Below are 18,184 nucleotides of genomic sequence, written 5' to 3'. Positions count from 1 at the left end.
CCTGACATTCACAGTCCGTTTGGTCCTTCAAACTTATGATGCATTACTATTATTGCGATATCGAAAATGAGATTGGCTAATAATCTGTTATCCTAAGCTGCCACAATACTGCGTCGATCTCCGCAATTGTCATCGCGCCGTTGCCAAGATTTGCATCGTCTGGATGGGTGGCCGTTGCCCGATGCGGTAGTAGTGGCAAATAATTCCTAATTATAACCAACCGGTATTCTCCATTTTAATGCTCGTTTAACCATTTTCCTTCAGATTTCATAAGTGAAGAATCTCACTTGGATGCGCTTGAGAACGGCGCGTTCCGCTTATGGAGCCACCATCATGAAGAAGAGCCTGATCGGCGCAGTTGCCGCTTTGATGGCATGCCAAACCGCGTTTGCAGCCGACCTCTATCAGGCAGAGCCTGCGCCTGCATTTGTGGACACTGCACCGGAAATTCAGGTTCAGGAAGCCAGCGGCTGGTATCTGCGTGGTGACGTGGGCTATTCGTTCAACAAGGCGAAGAGCTTCGAGTTTGATCGTGCTGGCACCGTGATCCGCTCTTCCAGTTCCTCCATGAAGGACAGCTTCCTCGTAGGTGCTGGCGTCGGCTACCAGATCAACAACTATCTTCGCACGGACTTGACGTTCGACTACATGGCGAAGTCAGATTTCCGCGGTTCCGCGGTAAACGCGGGCGGAACAGGTAATGATGATTTCCGCTCGTCGCTGCGCGCTTATACTTTGATGGCAAACGCTTATGTCGATCTTGGAACATACGGTCGCATCACTCCTTATGTCGGCGCGGGTGTTGGTGGCGCTTACGTCAAGTGGGACAAGTTCACGATCGATACTGCCTGTGGTGGCACTCCGTGCTCATGGGAGGGAAAGGGTGACTGGCGCTTCGCTTACGCTTTGATGGCCGGTGCTTCTATCGACGTTACCTGCAACCTTAAGGCCGATGTCGGCTATCGTTTCCGCCAGATTGGCAAGGGTGAGATGTTTGGCATAGGATCGGGTGGCAACTCGGGTCCGGGCCGCTCCAAAGGCTTCACCTCGCATGAAGTACGCGTCGGTGGCCGTTATGTCTTCAACGGTTGCGACACCGCCCAGTACATGCCGCCTGCAGACATTCCTTTGCAGCCAGCCGTTTACAAGTAAGTTTACGGTTTGAAATCAGAAGCACCCGGTTCCTTCCTGGAACCGGGTGCTTTTTTTTGACCTTTTTACAGCTGCTTTTTCAGATGCCGGTCGATTGACCAGTAGCCACCCCCGAAAGCTGCGAACAGGGCCGCTCCACCGGTCCAGAACAGGGAGGCCAGTTCTGCCTTGGTCTGGACCTGTTCAAGGAAGACGGTGCCGCCATCGGCCAGCCGTCGTAAGCCTTGCGGTGTGAACAGTGTCTGATCTACGGCGTTTAGGGCTTGAATGCCCTGTTCCGTCAGAAGGGCGTTGCCATAGCGGTTGGCAAAGTGGAACCATAGGGTAATTGCCAGCATCACCGTATTTGCCAGCGCAAAGGGGCGCGTCAGAAGCCCGACGGCAATGAAGATGCCACCGAAGAATTGCAGTCCAGCCAGAAAAGGCGACCAGAGCCAGCCTGGGTAAAAGCCAAGATTCTCCACGAAGCCGATCTGCGCAAAAGGGGAAAGTATCTTTGGATAACCTTCAATGACCAGCATAGCGCCGATGGCGACGCGAAATGCCGTCCATGCAAGCGGCTGTGCGAATGTCTCGTAAAATCTACCCATTAAGGGCAGGACCAGATCGTTCCGATCCGTTGAAAATGGAGCCTTGGTGCTCATAGTCATATCTCTTCGTTATTGACGGAGAGACATTGCGCCTGTCAGGCGATCCGTCATTTGACACGGGTCAATTCGCGCGACTTATTTTCATGAAGCCGCGACATCCGTCCGTTACGCAAATGCGATAAAAATCTTCCAACCCGCGACATATTTCGCTTGACGAGGGCAGGGCACAGGAATAGCAACGATGGCAGGACACCTCTCCCTAACGAGAGGCGCCTATCTGAAAGGGTAGTCAAATGACAGATATAGTGAAGCCGGACGTCCGTCCGGGTAATACGCATTTTTCTTCTGGTCCCTGCTCGAAGCGCCCCGGCTGGTCGCTTGATGCTCTCGCCGATGCACCGCTTGGTCGCTCGCATCGCGCCAAGGTTGGCAAAGCCAAGCTGAAGCAGGCCATCGATCTCACCCGCGAAGTTCTGAATGTTCCTGCCGATTATCGTATCGGTATCGTTCCCGCATCCGACACCGGCGCCGTTGAAATGGCTCTGTGGTCGCTGCTCGGTGAGCGCGGCGTGGACATGGTTGCGTGGGAAAGCTTCGGCGCTGGCTGGGTGACGGATGTAGTCAAGCAGCTCAAGCTCAAGGATGTTCGCAAGTTCGAGGCTGATTACGGCCTGCTGCCGAACCTTTCAGAAGTCGATTTCGACCGTGACGTGGTTTTTACCTGGAACGGTACGACCTCCGGCGTTCGCGTTCCCAATGCCGATTTCATTCCTGCCGACCGCAAAGGTCTGACCATCTGCGACGCGACATCTGCCGCTTTCGCGCAGGACATGGATTTCTCCAAGCTCGATGTCGTTACCTTCTCCTGGCAGAAGGTTCTGGGCGGCGAGGGTGGTCACGGCGTCATCATTCTCTCGCCACGCGCTGTCGAGCGTCTGACGACCTACGCACCGGCATGGCCTCTGCCGAAGATTTTCCGCATGACCTCCGGTGGCAAGCTGATCGAAGGTATCTTTACCGGCGAAACGATCAATACGCCATCTATGCTGTGCGTCGAGGATTATATCGATGCGCTGCTCTGGGCAAAGAACCTCGGTGGTTTGCAGGCTCTGATCGCTCGCGCCGACGCCAACGCAAAGGCTATCTTCGATTTCGTCGCTGCCAACGACTGGATCGCCAATCTGGCCGTGGTCGATGAGACGCGCTCCAACACGTCCGTTTGCCTCAAGATCGTCGACAAGGACGTCGCTGCACTGGATGCTGCCGCGCAGGCCGATTTCGCCAAGGGTGTGGTTGCACTTCTCGAGAAGGAAAAGGTCGCGTTCGACATCGGTGCTTACCGCGATGCGCCTTCCGGTCTTCGCATTTGGGCCGGTGCGACCATCGAGACGGCCGACCTCGAAGCCCTGATGCCATGGCTTGGCTGGGCGTTCGAAACGCAGAAAGCAACGCTTTCCAAGGCTGCTGCCTGATTTATTCCGGCCCTGCAAAGGCAGGGCCGCTCATGCCTCATTCTCAAGATTGAACCCTTTTTCAAGGAGCCCACACCATGGCACCTCGCGTACTCGTATCTGACGAACTGTCGGAAACCGCCGTCCAGATTTTCCGCGATCGCGGCGTTGAAGTCGATTTCCAGCCGAAGCTGGGCAAAGACAGGGACAAGCTGGCCGAGATCATTGGCAACTATGATGGTCTCGCCATCCGCTCCGCCACCAAGGCGACGGAAAAGCTGATCCAGGCTGCGACGAACCTCAAGGTCATCGGCCGCGCCGGTATCGGTGTCGATAACGTCGATATTCCTGCTGCGTCGCGTCGCGGTATCATCGTCATGAACACGCCGTTCGGCAACTCGATCACGACTGCTGAACACGCCATTGCGTTGATGTTTGCCGTTGCCCGCCAGCTTCCTGCCGCTGATGCTTCCACTCAAGGCGGCAAGTGGGAAAAGTCGAAGTTCATGGGTGTCGAAATCACCGGCAAGACGCTGGGCGTCATCGGTGCGGGCAATATCGGCGGCATCGTCTGCGCCCGTGCGCTCGGCCTGAAGATGAACGTTCTGGCCTACGACCCCTTCCTGTCGCCAGAGCGCGCTCAGGAAATGGGTGTGACGAAGGTCGAGCTGGACGAACTTCTGGCTCAGGCAGACTTTATTACCCTGCACGTTCCGATGACCGACAAGACACGCGGAATTCTCGGCGCTGAAAACCTTGCCAAGACCAAGAAGGGCGTTCGGATCATCAACTGCGCCCGCGGCGGTCTCGTGGATGAGGCGGCTCTTGCCGAAGCCATCAAGTCTGGCCATGTCGCCGGAGCCGGTTTTGACGTGTTCGAAGTCGAGCCTGCCACGGAAAGCCCGCTCTTCGGCCTGCCGAACGTCGTTTGCACGCCGCACCTTGGCGCGTCTACCACAGAGGCACAGGAAAACGTGGCGCTCCAGGTTGCCGAGCAGATGTCGGATTACCTCGTGAAGGGTGCCGTGTCCAACGCCATCAACATGCCTTCGATCACCGCTGACGAAGCACCGCGCCTCAAGCCTTTCATCAAGCTGGCAGACGTTCTTGGTTCCTTCGTCGGTCAGGTGCAGGAAAGCGCCACCAAGGAAATCGAAATTCTTTATGATGGCTCGACTGCCAACATGAATACAAAGGCGCTGACATCGGCCCTGCTGGCCGGTCTCATCCGTCCACAGGTTGCAGACGTCAACATGGTTTCCGCACCCGTCATGATCAAGGAAAAGGGCATTATCCTTTCCGAAGTCAAGCGCGACAAGACTGGTGTTTACGATGGTTTCATCAAGCTGACGGTCAAGACGGAAAATCAGGTCCGCTCTGTTGCCGGTACGGTCTTCTCGGACGGCAAGCCGCGCTTCATTCAGATCAAGAACATCAACCTCGACGCCGATGTCGGCCAGCACATGATCTACATCACCAACACCGACGTTCCGGGCATGATCGGCTTCGTTGGCACGACGCTCGGTGATGCTGGCGTCAACATCGCCAACTTCCAGCTGGGCCGTGAAGCAAACGGCGGCGACGCCATCGCACTGCTCTATGTCGATGGTGTGGTTTCTGAAGAGGTTCTGGACAAGCTGCGTGCAAATCCGGCGATCCGTCAGGTAAAGCCGCTGACCTTTAACATCGACTGATCGACGTTTTCGCCATTATAAAAGACAGCCCGGCCAGAGCGATCTGCGCCGGGCTTTTTGTTGAAGAAAAACCAATATTTACCCATGGTTGCATATCACGAAATTTTTATGGGCGCTCACTAAAAATGATGATCCAGAGTTGCTATATCGTCTGCAGCTAGCTGCTCGATGGGAGGGTGGCTCAACAGGAGAAGACGATGTTTGCTGCCGTTCGGCGCTTTAAGGGTTTGTTTGCAGTTGCCGCCTTGGGGATGGCGGTCTCGTTCACGGCTGTGGATTATGCCGAGGCACGGCGTGCTGGCGGCGGTCTTGGAAGCCGCGGAACGAGAACCTTCTCTGCGCCTCCTGCTACCAATACGGCACCGGGTGCTGCTCCGATCAATCGCAGCATGACGCCGAACACCAACCCGTCTGCTCCGAATGCGGCTCAGCCAGCGCGCCCTAATGCCGCGCAAGCTCCGCAGCAGAACCGTGGCATGTTCGGCGGTATGATGGGCGGCCTCATGGGTGGTTTGCTGATGGGTGGCCTGTTCGGCATGCTCATGGGCGGCGGCTTCGGCGGTATGGCCGGTTTCTTCGGCATGTTGCTTCAGGGCCTGCTGATCGGTGGTCTGATCATGCTCGCCATGCGTTTCTTCCGATCGCGTCGTCAGGGGCAGCCTGCTTTTGGCGGTGCTGCCGGTTCGCACTCCGCGCGCAGCGATTATTCGGCACCGCAGGGCAATCAAGGCTCGATGGGCGGCTTCAAGATCCCGCAAATGGGTTCAAAGGCCGGTTCGTTCGGCGGCGCGGCGGCGTCCGCAGCGGCTGCAGCGGCTCCCGCAGTTGCCAAGCCGGTTCCGCATGAAAACGCCATGTCCGAGGGTGATGAGATCGGTGTGACGCAGGAAGATCTGGAGACCTTCCAGAAGGCGCTGGAAGGCGTTCAGGCTGCGTATGCCGCTGAAGATTATGGCACGCTTCGCAAGCTGACGACACCAGAGGCCATGTCCTATCTCGCCGAAGAACTGAGCGACAACGCGACCAGCGGCGTAAAGAACGACGTTCGAGACGTGACGCTTCTTCAGGGCGATCTCGCCGAAGCCTGGCACGAAGACGGTAGCGATTACGCAACCGTTGCCATGCGCTACTCCGCTATCGACGTCATGCGCGACCGCAGCACGGGCAAGGTCGTCGAAGGCAACGAGAATCAACCGGAAGAGACGACCGAACTGTGGACCTTCGTTCGTCGCGGTGACTCGCAGTGGCAGGTTTCAGCCATACAGGCCTCCGCCTGACCCTCGATTTTTCGATCTGAATATCCACGGGTAAAATCTGGCCGGTGCAGTTGTTTGCTGCACCGGCCTTTTTCATTGCACAGCGCCTGCAAGGCAGGGGATACAGTCTGTGGAACAGCTAACCGATTGATCTGGCTTGCCACACTCGTTTCACGCAATTGCCTTTATTCATTCATTTGACGTTCAGTTGGGCCACTTTAACCAGAAGCGGAACACATCAACGTGACACCGATGCGAGCGCCAAAACGCTCTTTCAGGCGGAACCGCAGCCTGAAAATCGCGTTCACGATCCAAGTTTGGATGGCCTGACTGCCAATCCTCGAATTCGGATCAGGCACCCCTTCCTCCCAAAGGGGCCTGTGAAAATGGAGAGCTATAAATGAAACGCTTTGACCTGATCGACGGAATGAGAGGTTATTTTCTTGTCTTCATGTTGATCAACCATCTCGTTTTCGCAGGTGGCTTTTGGCTTATGGAGGTGAACCACCGGCAGTTCGCCTTTGTCGAGGACGCACAGGGCTTCGTCTTCCTATCCGGTCTTTTGATCGGCATGGTCTACGCCCGCAAGATGGTGAAGTATGGCTACGAAAACGGGCGTGACATGATCTGGGCAAGAGCACTAGAGCTTTACAAATATGCGATGGGTCTCGTTATCGCTGTTTTGTTTGCGCGCATGGTCATCCCGCATGCTCCTTTCATTTGGTATAACTGGCTTGGCCTGACGTCTTTCGACGATCCTCTGCGGCTGGCAGCGATTGCGACGTTCCTGTTCCAGCCCACCTTCATGGACATCCTTCCCCAGTATATCGTCTACATGGTGTTTGCGCCCCTTCTGGTGAAGCTCTGCCTCGATGGCAAATGGGCCTATGTCATGGCCGGTTCGCTCCTGGTGTGGATGGCCGGTCAGTTGGGCTTGCAACAGCTCTTCACTGCGCCCGTCAACGAACTGGTCAAGGGTGTGGACGAGCAGGGTATCCGCGTCAGCTTCAACCTGTTCGGCTGGCAGCTGGTGTTCTATTCTGCGCTGGTGATGGGAGCGATGACGGCGCAGAACAAGATTGCCTGGACGAAAATATTTTCGCCGCAGCGTAGCTGGATCGCCAAAGCTGCGTTGATCATCTGCATCTTCTTCGTACCACTGCGTATTGCAACCGCATGGAACCTGATGCCAGAATTTATGCTAGGCAAGTTCTCAACGATGGAAATCCGCGCCGACTTCGGCCCTGTCTATCTCATCAACTTCCTCGCTGTCGGCGTCGGCCTGACATGGCTGATCATCGCCGGTCCAAAGCATCACAACCCGCTGGTGCAGAAGCTGGCAGCGGGCGTGATATGGGTGCTGTCGCTGAAATTCCTGCAATTGCTCGGCAGACATTCGCTGCAGGTTTATGTCTGGCACGTGGCGATCGTCTACGGCATCTATTATCTCGATGGCCGTACGGCAGAGCTGAACCAGCTTGAAAAGACGCTGATCGCAGTAACCGGTATCGCTCTTCTCGCTCTTCCTGCCCTGTGGCGCGAGCGTGAGAAGTGGATCGGCAGCGGACAGAAGACGGCTGGCGCATAACCTGCGCATTTACAAATGGTCTCAAGACGGGGTAGCATGGCTGCCCCGTACTTGCGTTCACACGGTATTTTTTCTATATGCAGGCCAGAAAATCCACATAGCTGACAGGCACGAGGCGTTAGGCCTCCTCCTATCCATGGGGATCACCGACAGGCGGCGGGGCCTTTACCCCCGGTATGACTGACGATTGGAAGCAACGTGAATACGCTCGACTTTGACAAGAAGCCGGAGGACACGCGCATTGTCGTGGCGATGTCCGGTGGTGTGGATTCCTCGGTTGTTGCGGGGATTCTGAAGCGTGAGGGCTATGACGTCCTCGGTATTACCCTTCAACTTTACGACCACGGTGCTGCCGTGCATCGGGCAGGCTCCTGCTGTGCCGGTCAGGATATCGATGATGCCCGCCGGGTGTGCGAGACATTGGGGATTCCGCATTACGTTCTGGATTACGAAGCACGCTTCCGAGAAACGGTGATCAACCCCTTCGCGGAAGCCTATGCAATGGGCGAAACGCCGGTGCCGTGTGTGGCCTGTAATCAGACCGTCAAGTTTGCCGATCTCTTGGCCACGGCTCAGGAACTGGGTGCAGACGCGCTGGCGACCGGGCACTACATCCGGTCCCGCATCAATCCTGTACCCGGTCACCCGAACCGCCGTGCGCTTTTCCGCCCTATCGACAGCGACCGGGATCAGAGCTGGTTCCTGTTCGCCACGACGCAGGAGCAGATCGATTATTTGCGCTTTCCGCTTGGCGAATTGTCCAAGGCGCAGACGCGTGAGCTGGCGGAAGACATGGGACTTGTCGTCGCCAAGAAGGCCGATAGTCAGGATATCTGTTTCGTGCCGCAGGGTAAGTACACGGATGTCATCAACAAGCTGAAGCCAAACGCGGCGCTCGTGGGTGACATCGTTCATCTGGACGGTCGTGTGCTTGGTCACCATGACGGGATCGTTCACTACACCATCGGTCAGCGTCGCGGCATAGGCGTTGCCACGGGCGAACCGCTTTATGTCGTACATCTCGATGCCCGTGGGCGGCGCGTCATTGTTGGGCCACGTGAAGCGCTCGAGACGCACCGCGTTTACTTGCGCGACATGAACTGGCTTGGTGATGGCGATTTGCTGGAAGATGCCCGCGAAGGATTTTCGTGCTTCGCAAAGGTGCGTTCCACGCGACCACCGGCGGAGGCGGTCCTGCACGCCGATCAAAACGGCGTCTATGTCGATCTGATGGTGGGCGAGGCGGGCGTAGCCCCCGGTCAGGCATGCGTTCTCTATTCCGCGCCGGGGCCGGATGCGCGTGTTTACGGCGGTGGTTTCATCGACCGTTCGCAGCGTTCGGCAGATGCCGAGGCCGCACTGAAAACGCTTCTTTCGAGCCCCGTTGCCGCTTGAGGAAAACGGACTTGAAGAACGGGGAATAAACAGAGATTTTTGCGCATGTTGCGCTTGACACTTTAGGGAGCGGCACCTTATAAGCCGCTCATCCTGATGAAACGGATCGCTGCAAGCGTTTCGATTTCCATGTGGCGGGGTAGCTCAGGTGGTTAGAGCAGCGGAATCATAATCCGCGTGTCGGGGGTTCAAGTCCCTCTCCCGCTACCATTTTTCTCCTAAATCAACCCGTTTTGACGAACTCGCGTGCATCAAATGGTGTATGTGTTGGAACAAATTCTTTCGTTCAGTCATTAGTCTACTTAACAAACAGATAGCCGGGGCATGAGGGTGACTCGAAATCGTGAAGTAACGGAGGGGGTTATGGACTGCCCGGATAATGGTCGATCGCTTCGGCAGGAGACAGGTTATTTTACTTGGGACATTCTCGACAATCTCGTGTGCATCGACGAAGTCTGCGCTGACATATTCGAGTTTTCTCCCGCAGCCGGTGCTTCCGGTTTACCCATCGAGGCATTTCTCAACAAAATTCATCCGCCAGAACGTGAACGAATAGCGAAGGCTATACACGATCATCTGGTCGATGGGGGCATGTACGACGAGGAGTATCCGTTGGCTCTATCGAGCGGAAACAGACGTTGGGTGCGTGTGGTGGGTAGAATGCTGCTCGACGATGATGGGCTACCTTTTCGCGGCATGGGAACGATGGTCGATGTCACCTTTGAAAGGTTGCTGGGCGTCGGTAATGCTGAAAAGGCCACCCGTCAGTAAGTACCGCAGCATACTGCCCGCAAACTTGCGGGCAGCGGTGCATCGTCTATCAGATTACCAGCCTTGGCGACCGTACCAGGTATCGACGTCGCGTTTCACATGGTCTTTCTCGATGCCGTAGCGTTCCTGGATTTTACCTTCCAACTGGTCACGTTTTCCATCAATCTGGTCAAGATCGTCGTCTGTGAGTTTACCCCACTGCTCCTTGATCTTTCCTTTGACCTGCTTCCAATTTCCTTCGACGCGGTTCCAGTCCATCTCTTATCTCCTTGTTTCCTCACGAAGGATAACGGTGGGATAGAGCTGTGGTTCCCACAATTTAGTCATTGATAAATCGTTAAAATCTGATTCGACTTATGATTCGTTCAGGTGTAAAAAGTAAATGTCCATAAAAATAGAGTATTGATACTTGGCATTGTCTCGGGAGGATAAGCCTTGTCGTATGCGGCTTTTCAACGTGTAGGCGCTCAATTGTCGCCTCAGCAGGTCACAGATCTTCAGACAATATTCGATGGCGTTTGTTTCGAATGCTTGGAAGACCGTAGCAGCGGTGTTGCGAATGAATGCGCGGCAGTTCTGATAAGAAGTGCGCAGCGCGGCATTCTAGACCACGATATGCTTCGCGATATCGGGCGTGCAGTTCTCAGGCGTCACTGATTGTCGAAGGCTATAAACGGTTCAGAGCGCCCGGCTTACCGGGCGCTTTTCGTTTGTCAGCTCTTTTCCTGAATATGGGCTTCCAGAAACCATAGGGACTTGTCGAGATCACGAGAGGCTGCGGTAAAGATGTCTGCCGTGGTCGGATCGCCCGCGTCGTCCGCCTCGTCTATGGATTTGCGCACGAGGTTTGCGACATCGCCATAGCGCTCGATCAGTTCGGCCAGATGATCCTGGATTTTAAAGATATCGGTTGGGTACGCCTTGAGTTTGGTCGTCGTAGAGACGCTCTGGAGGCTTCCGAGTGCGGTGCCGCCGAGTTGTACGGCGCGTTCTGCAATCGTGTCGCTGTGCTTGTCGAGCTGGCCACGGAATTTGTCCAATAGCTCGTGGACGGCGATGAACTGTGGGCCTTTCAGGTTCCAGTGAGCCTGCTTGGTGACGAGTGCAAGATCGACGGTAGAGGCCAATGCCTCATTCAAAAGACCGATGACCGTCGCTTTGGTATTGGAGGGTAAATCATTTAGGGTCTTATGCGTTTTCATTTTTCTCTCCTGAACTCGCGGAGGGTGCCGCTTTTTGATCGTTCCGGAGAGCAACGGGCTTCAAGCCCCAGTCGTTCCATGCGGTTGAAGACGCTGGATAAAAAACTTACCAGTTACGGTTCAGTTTTCCGGGAAGTCGCTGACAATCTCCCGATTGAGGAGTGTAAGCGAGCGATCCGGTTCTATGCGATAGGTCTCGAAGGCTAGGCGTCCGTCGGTCGTTCTGAAGTCATGGCTGAAGGTGCTGCCAACGGGTGATTTTGTGAGCTTCGTGCGCGGTTGCCCGCCATAGGTGATGCTGCCGGGAATGGGCTCTAACGACGCCGCGCCTGTGGCGCATGAGGCGAGAGCGGTAGCGACGAGGATGAGACTTAAGATACGCATCGTGTTTCTCTCTTGAATGTGTCGCCTGTTTTAAATCCAAACCCTACAGATTGAAAAGAGATGCATTCGATATGATTGAAATCTTCGTGTTTGCACATCCCACGCAGGATTTTTAGCGCATAAAAATGCCCCGCCTTCATTGAAAGCGGGGCATTCCAGCCTTGGGAGGCTTTGTTCCAGATTTAGTCTTCGTTTGCGGCCAGTTGCGTCAGCACCTGTCCACGTCCACGAATACGCATGATCAGCGGAACGATGAAGGCCGCAGCGGCAACGACGAAGAGGCCGACTGCAATAGGCGAGGTGAACAACACCGCAGGATCACCCTGACCGATGGAAAGGGCGCGGCGGAGCTGCTGCTCAGCAAGCGGTCCGAGGATGAGGCCGACGACCGCAGGCGCAATCGGGTAACCGAAGATGCGCATGATGTAGCCGAGGATACCGAACGCCAGCAGCATGCCGAGTTCGAAGGCGGATGGATTGGCGCCAATGGTGCCAAGCGTTGCGAACAGCAGAATGCCCGCATAAAGCCAAGGCTTCGGAATGGTCAGCAGCTTCACCCACAGGCCGATCAGCGGCAGGTTGAGAACCAGCAGCATCAGGTTGGCGATGAAGAGGCTGGCGATAAGACCCCAGACGAGCTGCGGATTGGTCGCAAACAGCAGCGGGCCGGGCTGGAGGCCGAACTGCTGGAAGCCAGCGAGCATGATGGCAGCCGTCGCGGTCGTCGGCAGGCCGAGCGTCAGCAGCGGCACGAGCGTTCCGGCAGCAGACGCGTTGTTGGCCGCTTCAGGACCGGCAACGCCTTCGATTGCGCCATGGCCGAATTCTTCAGGATGCTTGGACAGCTTCTTTTCCGTCGCATATGACAGGAAGGTGCCGATTTCCGCACCACCCGCAGGCATCGCGCCGATCGGGAAGCCGATGACGGTGCCGCGTAGCCATGCTTTCCACGAACGCGCCCAATCCTGCGCAGTCATCCAGACGGAGCCCTTGACGGCTTCGACCTTGTCAGGACCGCCCTGGCCCTGAGCGACGATGAACAGCGTTTCGCCGATGGCGAACATGGCAACCGCAAGCGTGGTGACTTCCACACCGTCGAGCAGATCGGGAATGCCGAAGCTCATGCGGGTCTGGCCCGTCAGCTGGTCGATGCCGACGATGGCAAGCGTGAAGCCGATGAACAGCGAGGTGAGGCCACGCAGCGCAGAATCGCCGAAAGCGGATGACACCGTAACGAAGGCCAGCACCATCAGCGCGAAATACTCACGCGGGCCGAAGACCAGCGCCAGCTTGACGATGTAGGGTGCAACGAAGGCGAGCGCGATGGTGGCAATAAGGCCAGCAACGAAGGAGCCGATGGCGGCTGTCGCAAGAGCAGGTCCACCGCGCCCGGCGCGGGCCATCTTGTTGCCCTCCAAAGCGGTCACAATGGATGCGCTCTCGCCCGGCGTGTTCAGGAGGATCGATGTGGTCGAGCCGCCATACATGCCGCCATAGTAAATACCGGCAAACATGATCAGCGAACCGGCAGGGTCCAGCCGGTAGGTCACGGGCAGCAGAAGTGCGACGGTCAATGCCGGGCCGATGCCGGGCAGCACGCCGACGGCGGTGCCGAGGGTTACGCCGATCAGGGCGTAGAGCAGGTTCATGGGTTGCGCTGCAACCTCAAGACCATGCAGGAGAAATTCAAAAGTGCTCATGGACAGATGTCCCCTGTCGGGCGAAGCTTGCGTCTGCAGGACAAGCAGTCATGCGCTTCGTGTCTTTGTTTGTTTATTTATTCATACGTCTAGGTGACGGTTCGTCAGATGAACAGTTGCTCGATAGGTCCGGCTGGCAGGGAGAGCTGCAACAGGCGGGCAAAGATGAACCACACGACGAAGCTGATCGCGATGCCGATCGGGATCGAATACCAGAGCTTCTTTTTGCCGAAAGCGCGTGCCGTGAAGGCAAACAGCAGACCGGTGGCGATGGAGAAGCCAGCGACCTTCAGAAGCAACAGCTGTGCAGCAAGACCGGCGACCACCCAGACGACGGGGCCGACTTCCTGTTTGTCACGCTCTGGAAAATCTCCGCGCCAGGCTTCGAACGCCGTCCAGATGGCCAGTCCGATAAGACAGAAGCCGATGGCGTATGGCACGGTTGCGGGGCCGACCGGCGAATAACCGGTGACGCTTGCGAGGCGGGCGGAATCCCAGAAGATGACCGCCGCAATGGCGACCAGCGCCACTGCGATCAGCATCGCCGCCCAATCAGGGCGGCGCTTTGGAGTTTGGGAGGGGTTGATACCCTGGCTCATTTTACAAGTCCGATGTCTTTAAGAATGGTCTCGGTGGAAGCCGTGTCCTTGGCAAGCTGCTCCTTGAAGGCATCGCCAGCAAGATAGGTGTCCATCCAGCCCTTGGTCTTCAGTGTTTCCTGCCACTTGGCGGACTTTACCAACTTTTCGACGTCGGCGCTTACGGCCTTGGTCTGCTCATCGGTCAGGCCGGGAGGAGCGGCGACCATGCGCCAGTTCTGAACGACCACGTCGAGGCCGCTTTCCTTCAGCGTTGGTGCATCGATGCCGTCCAGCTTCTGTTCGCTGGAGATGGCGAGAAGACGCAGCGTTCCAGCCTTGATCTGGCTTTCGAATTCGCCGTAGCTGGAAATGCCTGCCGTGACCTGTGCGCCGAGGATGGAAGCCAGAGCTTCGCCGCCGCCGGAATAGGCGATGTAGTTGATCTTGGTTGGATCGACGCCAGCAGCCTTGGCAATCAGGCCAGCCGTGATGTGGTCAGTGCCGCCAGCCGAACCGCCGCCCCAGGAAACGCTGCCCGGATCTTTCTTGAGCTGCGCAATGAGGTCGTTGATATTCTGGATTTCAGAGGAAGCCGGAACGACGATGACTTCGTATTCGCCGGTCAGACGTGCAATCGGAGTGACTTCCTTGAGGGTGACCGGTGCCTTGTTAGTGAGGATTGCGCCGACCATGACGTAGCCGCCGACGATCAGGGCGTTCGGGTTGCCCTTCTGCTGGCTTGCGAACTGTGCGAGGCCGATGGTGCCGCCAGCGCCCGGAACGTTCTGAACCTGAACGCTCTTGGAAATGCCTTCTTCTTGCAGCACCGTCTGCATGGAGCGCGCCGTCTGGTCCCAGCCGCCGCCCGGATTTGCCGGAGCGATGATGGTGTAGTCAGCTGCTGCTGCGGGAAGAGCGATGGCGCCTGCGAGAAGCGAAGCGAGGAAAAAATGCTTCAAAGTGAAACCCTCCTTGATTGCCGTTTTCGGCATCGTTGTGATTATGACCACGAGAGGGGTGCATCGACGAGCTAGGGCGCTTTACGCGCTGCCTGAAACGATCGGTCCGATGAGACTGTCCTCCCGCCTCTCCATCTTCCGCCTCCACGGGATGAAGAAGAATTGCAGAGCACCACAGAAAGCTGTCATCTAACTGACGTTAATCAGTTCTCCGCGTGTTTACTGTCCATTAATTTTTGGATTTCGTCTACTGTGAACGCAACGCTTCGTTCCAGCGCTCGATGATGCGGGCGCGCTTGACCTGATCGAGATAGACCATAAGACCCGGACTGACGGGGACGGGGCGTAATTGTGCTCCGTGGATCGCCTGCATTGTGTTGGCGGTATTCTCCCCCGCCACATCGGGGCTGACGGCAGGGATTTGCAGTTGCCGGGCCATGATCGTCTGGCCTTCCTTCGACATGAAGAATTCCAGATAGCGTCGTCCAAGGTCAGGATTTTCCGCCGCCTGCGGCACGAGCCCGATGCGTGACATGACGACCGTATAATCATTCGGTAGCATGATGCCGACATCGGGGTGGCGCGAAGCCCAATCGGCGGCATATGAGCCGAGGATGTTGTAACCCAGCACGAAGCGACCGTCCGAGATGCGTTCGAGAATGGCCGAGCTGGTGGAGTACACCTTCACACCTGCCGAACCCATCGCCTTGATAACGTTCCAGATATCGCCGAACTGTTCCTGATCCCGCGACATGAACAGGAAGCCGACACCGGAGCGCTCGATGTCGTAGGTGGCGATCCGTCCGTGAATATCCCTGGAATGGCGCTGGAGATAGTCGACCAGTTCTGCACGGCTGGCCGGTGGCTTTTCGTCTTTGAAGCTCGGTTTATGGTAGACAAAGACGGCGGGCTCGAACGTCAATGCGTAAGCCGTGTTGCGCCAGTTCGCCCAGGCTGGCCAGCGCGCGCTCATGGGTAAATCCGAACGTTGCGCATAGCCGTCATTGCTGAGCTTGACCTGAAGGTCCATGGCGGAAGAGAAGGCGAAATCGGCAGTTTTTTCGCCAGCATCCGTTTCGCGCACGATTCGGTCGTAGATTTCACCCGTCAGCATGTCCTCGTAGGACACGGCAACATCCGGGTTAGCTTTCTGGAAACCCTCGATCATCGGTGTCGCCAGCGGCTCATCCAGCGAAGAATAGACGATGAGGGTCTGCGCATCCTTCTTGCCGGATATGGCCGGGAAAAACATCTGCTGCGCCATCGGGTGAGACGGTGAAGCAGCAAGGATCAGACAGAGATAGACAAGAATACGCATGGAAAAGATCATGCCGCACCGGCTTGCCATTCACAAGCGGGGACGGCTTGGGTAAATTCCCTCGATAACGGGGATTTTATCTTTGCGAATTCTGCTGGTGGAAGACAATCAGGTTCTGTCGGAAGGACTGTCTGCGCTTCTGCGCGGTAGTGGCTATGCCGTGGATGTCGTCTCCGATGGCGCTTCCGCCGATGCCGCGATTGCGGCGGAGAATTTCGATCTGGTGATCCTCGATCTCAATCTTCCCGAAATGGATGGCATAGAGGTGCTTCGCTCCATGCGCTCGCGGCAGGACAAGGCGGCAGTGCTGATCCTGACTGCGCGGGGAACGCCGGAGGAACGGGTGAAAGGCCTCGATCTCGGTGCCGATGATTACATGATCAAGCCGTTCGATATCGCCGAGTTCGAGGCGCGTGTGCGTGTCCTGTTGCGACGCAATGCCGGTCTGCGCTCCTCTTCGCTGAGCTTTGGCAAGGTGACGTTGGACCTGACCTCGCGCACTTTCTCGGCAGAGGGCCATCCTCTGGATATACCGGCAAGGGAACTGGCGCTCTTGGAAGTGCTTTTCATGCGCGCGGGTAAGGTGGTTGCGAAAGAGGCCATCGTGCAGTCGCTGACCGGCTTTGACGATGAGCTTTCCGGAAATGCCATCGAGCAATATGTCAGCCGCCTGCGTAAGCGTCTCGGTCCGCACGGGCTGACGGTGAAGACGGCGCGGGGCATCGGCTATTATTTGGAAAAGATGACAGAGGCCGTGGAATGAAGCAGGCCGCCTATTCGCTTCGGCGTCGCCTGCTGGCATGGCTTCTGGTGTCCACCGTCCTCATCGGCGGGGTCGCGCTGATCGATACATATCGTGAGGCGGTGAATACCGCCAACATCGTTTCGGATCGCGTACTCTCCGGTTCCGCACTGGCCATTGCCGAGCGTGTGGTCGTCTCTGAAAACGATACGCTTGAGGTCGATATTCCCTATGTCGCGCTGGAAATGCTGACCTCTGCCGCGCAAGACCGGGTGTTTTATCGTGTCGACGGCCCAAACGGACAGTTCCTCACCGGCTATCAAAATCTCCCTTCCGTCAGCAGGTTGACGGGTGAGGGGCCGCGCTACGAAGATGCGGTGTTTCGCGGGGAGCCGATCCGTGTTGCGGCAATCCAGCGCTTTGCATCGACCGGCATCAATTCCGTTCCATTCACGGTAACCGTGGCGGAAACGACGATTGCGCGTAGCCAGCTTGCCCAGGCGATCATTCTTCGCTCTGCGCTCCGTCTCCTTCTCATGATCGCGGGTGCCGCGATCATCGTCTGGATCGCAGTGACGATCTCGCTGCGGCCGCTTTACAGGCTGAGTGAGGCAATAGGCGAGCGCAGCCCGAACGATCTGCATCCCATCGAGCAGACCGTCCCTGTGGAAGTGGAAAGCCTTGTCGAGACGGTCAATTCCTTCATGGTCCGGCTCCAGTCGGCTCTGGATGCGTTGCGGCACTTTACCGGCAATGCCAGCCATCAGTTGCGGACGCCGCTTGCGATTATTCGAACGCAACTGGCTCTCGCCGGTCGGGCGCGGACTCTGGAAGAGGCGCAGGCGGCGGCGCGGAAGGGGGATGCCTCGGTCGCTCACGCGGAGCATATTCTGGCGCAGCTCTTGCGCATGGCCAATATCGATGCGGCGGGGTCTGGCGAAAAGCAGAATCTCGTCGACGTCGATCTATCGTCGCTCGCCCAATCGGTGACCGCCGAATTTGTGCCGAGTGCTGCCGAGGCGGATATCGATCTAGGCTTTGAGGAAATCGACCCTGTGACGGTGGCTGCCGAGCCGCTGCTGCTGCGCGAGTTGCTGGGAAACCTCATCAGCAACGCTATTGCCTATGCCGGGCGGGGTTGCGAAATCACCGTGCGCGTTAGGAGCCTGAACGGCTCGCCCTGTCTGGAAGTCGAAGACAACGGTCCCGGCATTCCACCGGAAAATCGTTCGGTCGTTCGCCAGCGCTTTGCGCGGGGAGATGGAAATGTCTCACCCGGCGCGGGGCTTGGTCTCGCAATTGTCGAGGAAATCGCCGCCCTGTTTAAAGCACAATTGTTGATGGAGGACGGAGAAGGCGGACGCGGGCTAAAGGCGACGATCCGCTTTCCCTGAGCGGCGC

Annotated in this window: 17 protein-coding genes and 1 tRNA gene; 10 read left to right on the top strand and 8 right to left on the bottom strand. The window is 57.0% G+C overall.

Annotated features, from left to right (window positions below; genetic code table 11):
• The first annotated feature begins 333 nt into the window (after positions 1 to 333).
• The gene (locus G6L28_RS11235; protein ID WP_174063859.1) at positions 334 to 1,152 is read left to right on the top strand and encodes an outer membrane protein; all 819 of its coding nucleotides are present in this window, start codon (positions 334 to 336) and stop codon (positions 1,150 to 1,152) included.
• A gap of 65 nt (positions 1,153 to 1,217) precedes the next feature.
• Here G6L28_RS11235 and G6L28_RS11230 read toward each other — a convergent pair whose 3' ends face one another.
• Entirely contained in the window at positions 1,218 to 1,796 is a 579-nt protein-coding gene (locus G6L28_RS11230) for a DoxX family protein (protein ID WP_174063858.1), read from the bottom strand.
• A gap of 239 nt (positions 1,797 to 2,035) precedes the next feature.
• On the opposite strand from G6L28_RS11230, the gene G6L28_RS11225 reads away from it, so the two are divergent.
• From G6L28_RS11225 to G6L28_RS11195, 7 genes are all read left to right on the top strand, one after another.
• The gene (locus tag G6L28_RS11225) at positions 2,036 to 3,214 is read left to right on the top strand and encodes a phosphoserine transaminase (protein WP_174063857.1); all 1,179 of its coding nucleotides are present in this window, start codon (positions 2,036 to 2,038) and stop codon (positions 3,212 to 3,214) included.
• 77 nt (positions 3,215 to 3,291) lie between these two features.
• The gene (serA, locus tag G6L28_RS11220) at positions 3,292 to 4,887 is read left to right on the top strand and encodes a phosphoglycerate dehydrogenase (protein WP_174063856.1); all 1,596 of its coding nucleotides are present in this window, start codon (positions 3,292 to 3,294) and stop codon (positions 4,885 to 4,887) included.
• A gap of 197 nt (positions 4,888 to 5,084) precedes the next feature.
• Positions 5,085 to 6,164: a Tim44 domain-containing protein gene (locus tag G6L28_RS11215; RefSeq protein ID WP_174063855.1), complete on the top strand. Its 1,080-nt coding sequence runs from the start codon at positions 5,085 to 5,087 to the stop codon at positions 6,162 to 6,164.
• A 379-nt stretch (positions 6,165 to 6,543) separates the two neighbouring features.
• Positions 6,544 to 7,731 carry an OpgC family protein gene (locus tag G6L28_RS11210; RefSeq protein WP_174063854.1) on the top strand — a complete coding sequence of 396 codons (1,188 nt, stop codon included), beginning with the start codon at positions 6,544 to 6,546 and terminating at the stop codon, positions 7,729 to 7,731.
• A 198-nt stretch (positions 7,732 to 7,929) separates the two neighbouring features.
• Entirely contained in the window at positions 7,930 to 9,126 is a 1,197-nt protein-coding gene (gene mnmA / locus G6L28_RS11205; RefSeq protein WP_174063853.1) for a tRNA 2-thiouridine(34) synthase MnmA, read from the top strand.
• Positions 9,127 to 9,259: 133 nt separating this feature from the next.
• Positions 9,260 to 9,336: transfer RNA gene (locus G6L28_RS11200), tRNA-Met, on the top strand.
• Positions 9,337 to 9,489: 153 nt separating this feature from the next.
• Positions 9,490 to 9,897 (top strand): PAS domain-containing protein, encoded by a 408-nt coding sequence (locus G6L28_RS11195; RefSeq protein WP_174063852.1) that lies wholly within the window; start codon positions 9,490 to 9,492, stop codon positions 9,895 to 9,897.
• Between the two features lie 54 nt (positions 9,898 to 9,951).
• Here the strand turns inward: G6L28_RS11195 and G6L28_RS11190 are convergent, their stop codons facing one another.
• The 7 genes from G6L28_RS11190 to G6L28_RS11160 all read right to left on the bottom strand — a co-directional run bounded on the left by G6L28_RS11190 (position 9,952) and on the right by G6L28_RS11160 (position 16,041).
• Positions 9,952 to 10,155: a CsbD family protein gene (locus G6L28_RS11190; RefSeq protein ID WP_174063851.1), complete on the bottom strand. Its 204-nt coding sequence runs from the start codon at positions 10,153 to 10,155 to the stop codon at positions 9,952 to 9,954.
• 455 nt (positions 10,156 to 10,610) lie between these two features.
• On the bottom strand, positions 10,611 to 11,138 hold the full coding sequence (gene dps / locus G6L28_RS11185; RefSeq protein WP_337795760.1) for a DNA starvation/stationary phase protection protein Dps: 528 nt from the start codon (positions 11,136 to 11,138) through the stop codon (positions 10,611 to 10,613).
• Positions 11,139 to 11,219: 81 nt separating this feature from the next.
• On the bottom strand, positions 11,220 to 11,483 hold the full coding sequence (locus tag G6L28_RS11180; RefSeq protein WP_174063849.1) for a hypothetical protein: 264 nt from the start codon (positions 11,481 to 11,483) through the stop codon (positions 11,220 to 11,222).
• 182 nt (positions 11,484 to 11,665) lie between these two features.
• Complete coding sequence (locus tag G6L28_RS11175) at positions 11,666 to 13,183, bottom strand: tripartite tricarboxylate transporter permease (RefSeq protein ID WP_174063848.1); 1,518 nt, start codon at positions 13,181 to 13,183, stop codon at positions 11,666 to 11,668.
• Positions 13,184 to 13,287: 104 nt separating this feature from the next.
• Positions 13,288 to 13,782 carry a tripartite tricarboxylate transporter TctB family protein gene (locus tag G6L28_RS11170; RefSeq protein ID WP_174063847.1) on the bottom strand — a complete coding sequence of 165 codons (495 nt, stop codon included), beginning with the start codon at positions 13,780 to 13,782 and terminating at the stop codon, positions 13,288 to 13,290.
• Complete coding sequence (locus G6L28_RS11165; protein WP_174063846.1) at positions 13,779 to 14,723, bottom strand: Bug family tripartite tricarboxylate transporter substrate binding protein; 945 nt, start codon at positions 14,721 to 14,723, stop codon at positions 13,779 to 13,781. The genes G6L28_RS11170 and G6L28_RS11165 overlap by 4 nt, the downstream gene beginning before the upstream one ends.
• A gap of 247 nt (positions 14,724 to 14,970) precedes the next feature.
• On the bottom strand, positions 14,971 to 16,041 hold the full coding sequence (locus G6L28_RS11160; protein WP_234902535.1) for an ABC transporter substrate-binding protein: 1,071 nt from the start codon (positions 16,039 to 16,041) through the stop codon (positions 14,971 to 14,973).
• 82 nt (positions 16,042 to 16,123) lie between these two features.
• On the opposite strand from G6L28_RS11160, the gene G6L28_RS11155 reads away from it, so the two are divergent.
• Together G6L28_RS11155 and G6L28_RS11150 are read left to right on the top strand one after the other, a co-directional pair.
• Positions 16,124 to 16,804, top strand: coding sequence for a response regulator (locus G6L28_RS11155; protein ID WP_174063844.1), 681 nt, complete (start codon positions 16,124 to 16,126; stop codon positions 16,802 to 16,804).
• Positions 16,801 to 18,177: a sensor histidine kinase gene (locus tag G6L28_RS11150; protein ID WP_174063843.1), complete on the top strand. Its 1,377-nt coding sequence runs from the start codon at positions 16,801 to 16,803 to the stop codon at positions 18,175 to 18,177. The genes G6L28_RS11155 and G6L28_RS11150 overlap by 4 nt, the downstream gene beginning before the upstream one ends.
• Positions 18,178 to 18,184: the final 7 nt, after the last annotated feature.

The sequence above is a fragment of the Agrobacterium larrymoorei genome, assembly GCF_013322225.1.
GTDB lineage: Bacteria > Pseudomonadota > Alphaproteobacteria > Rhizobiales > Rhizobiaceae > Agrobacterium > Agrobacterium larrymoorei_A.
Note: the sequence above shows the minus strand (reverse complement) of the source record. Positions and strands in the feature narration are given on the sequence as shown.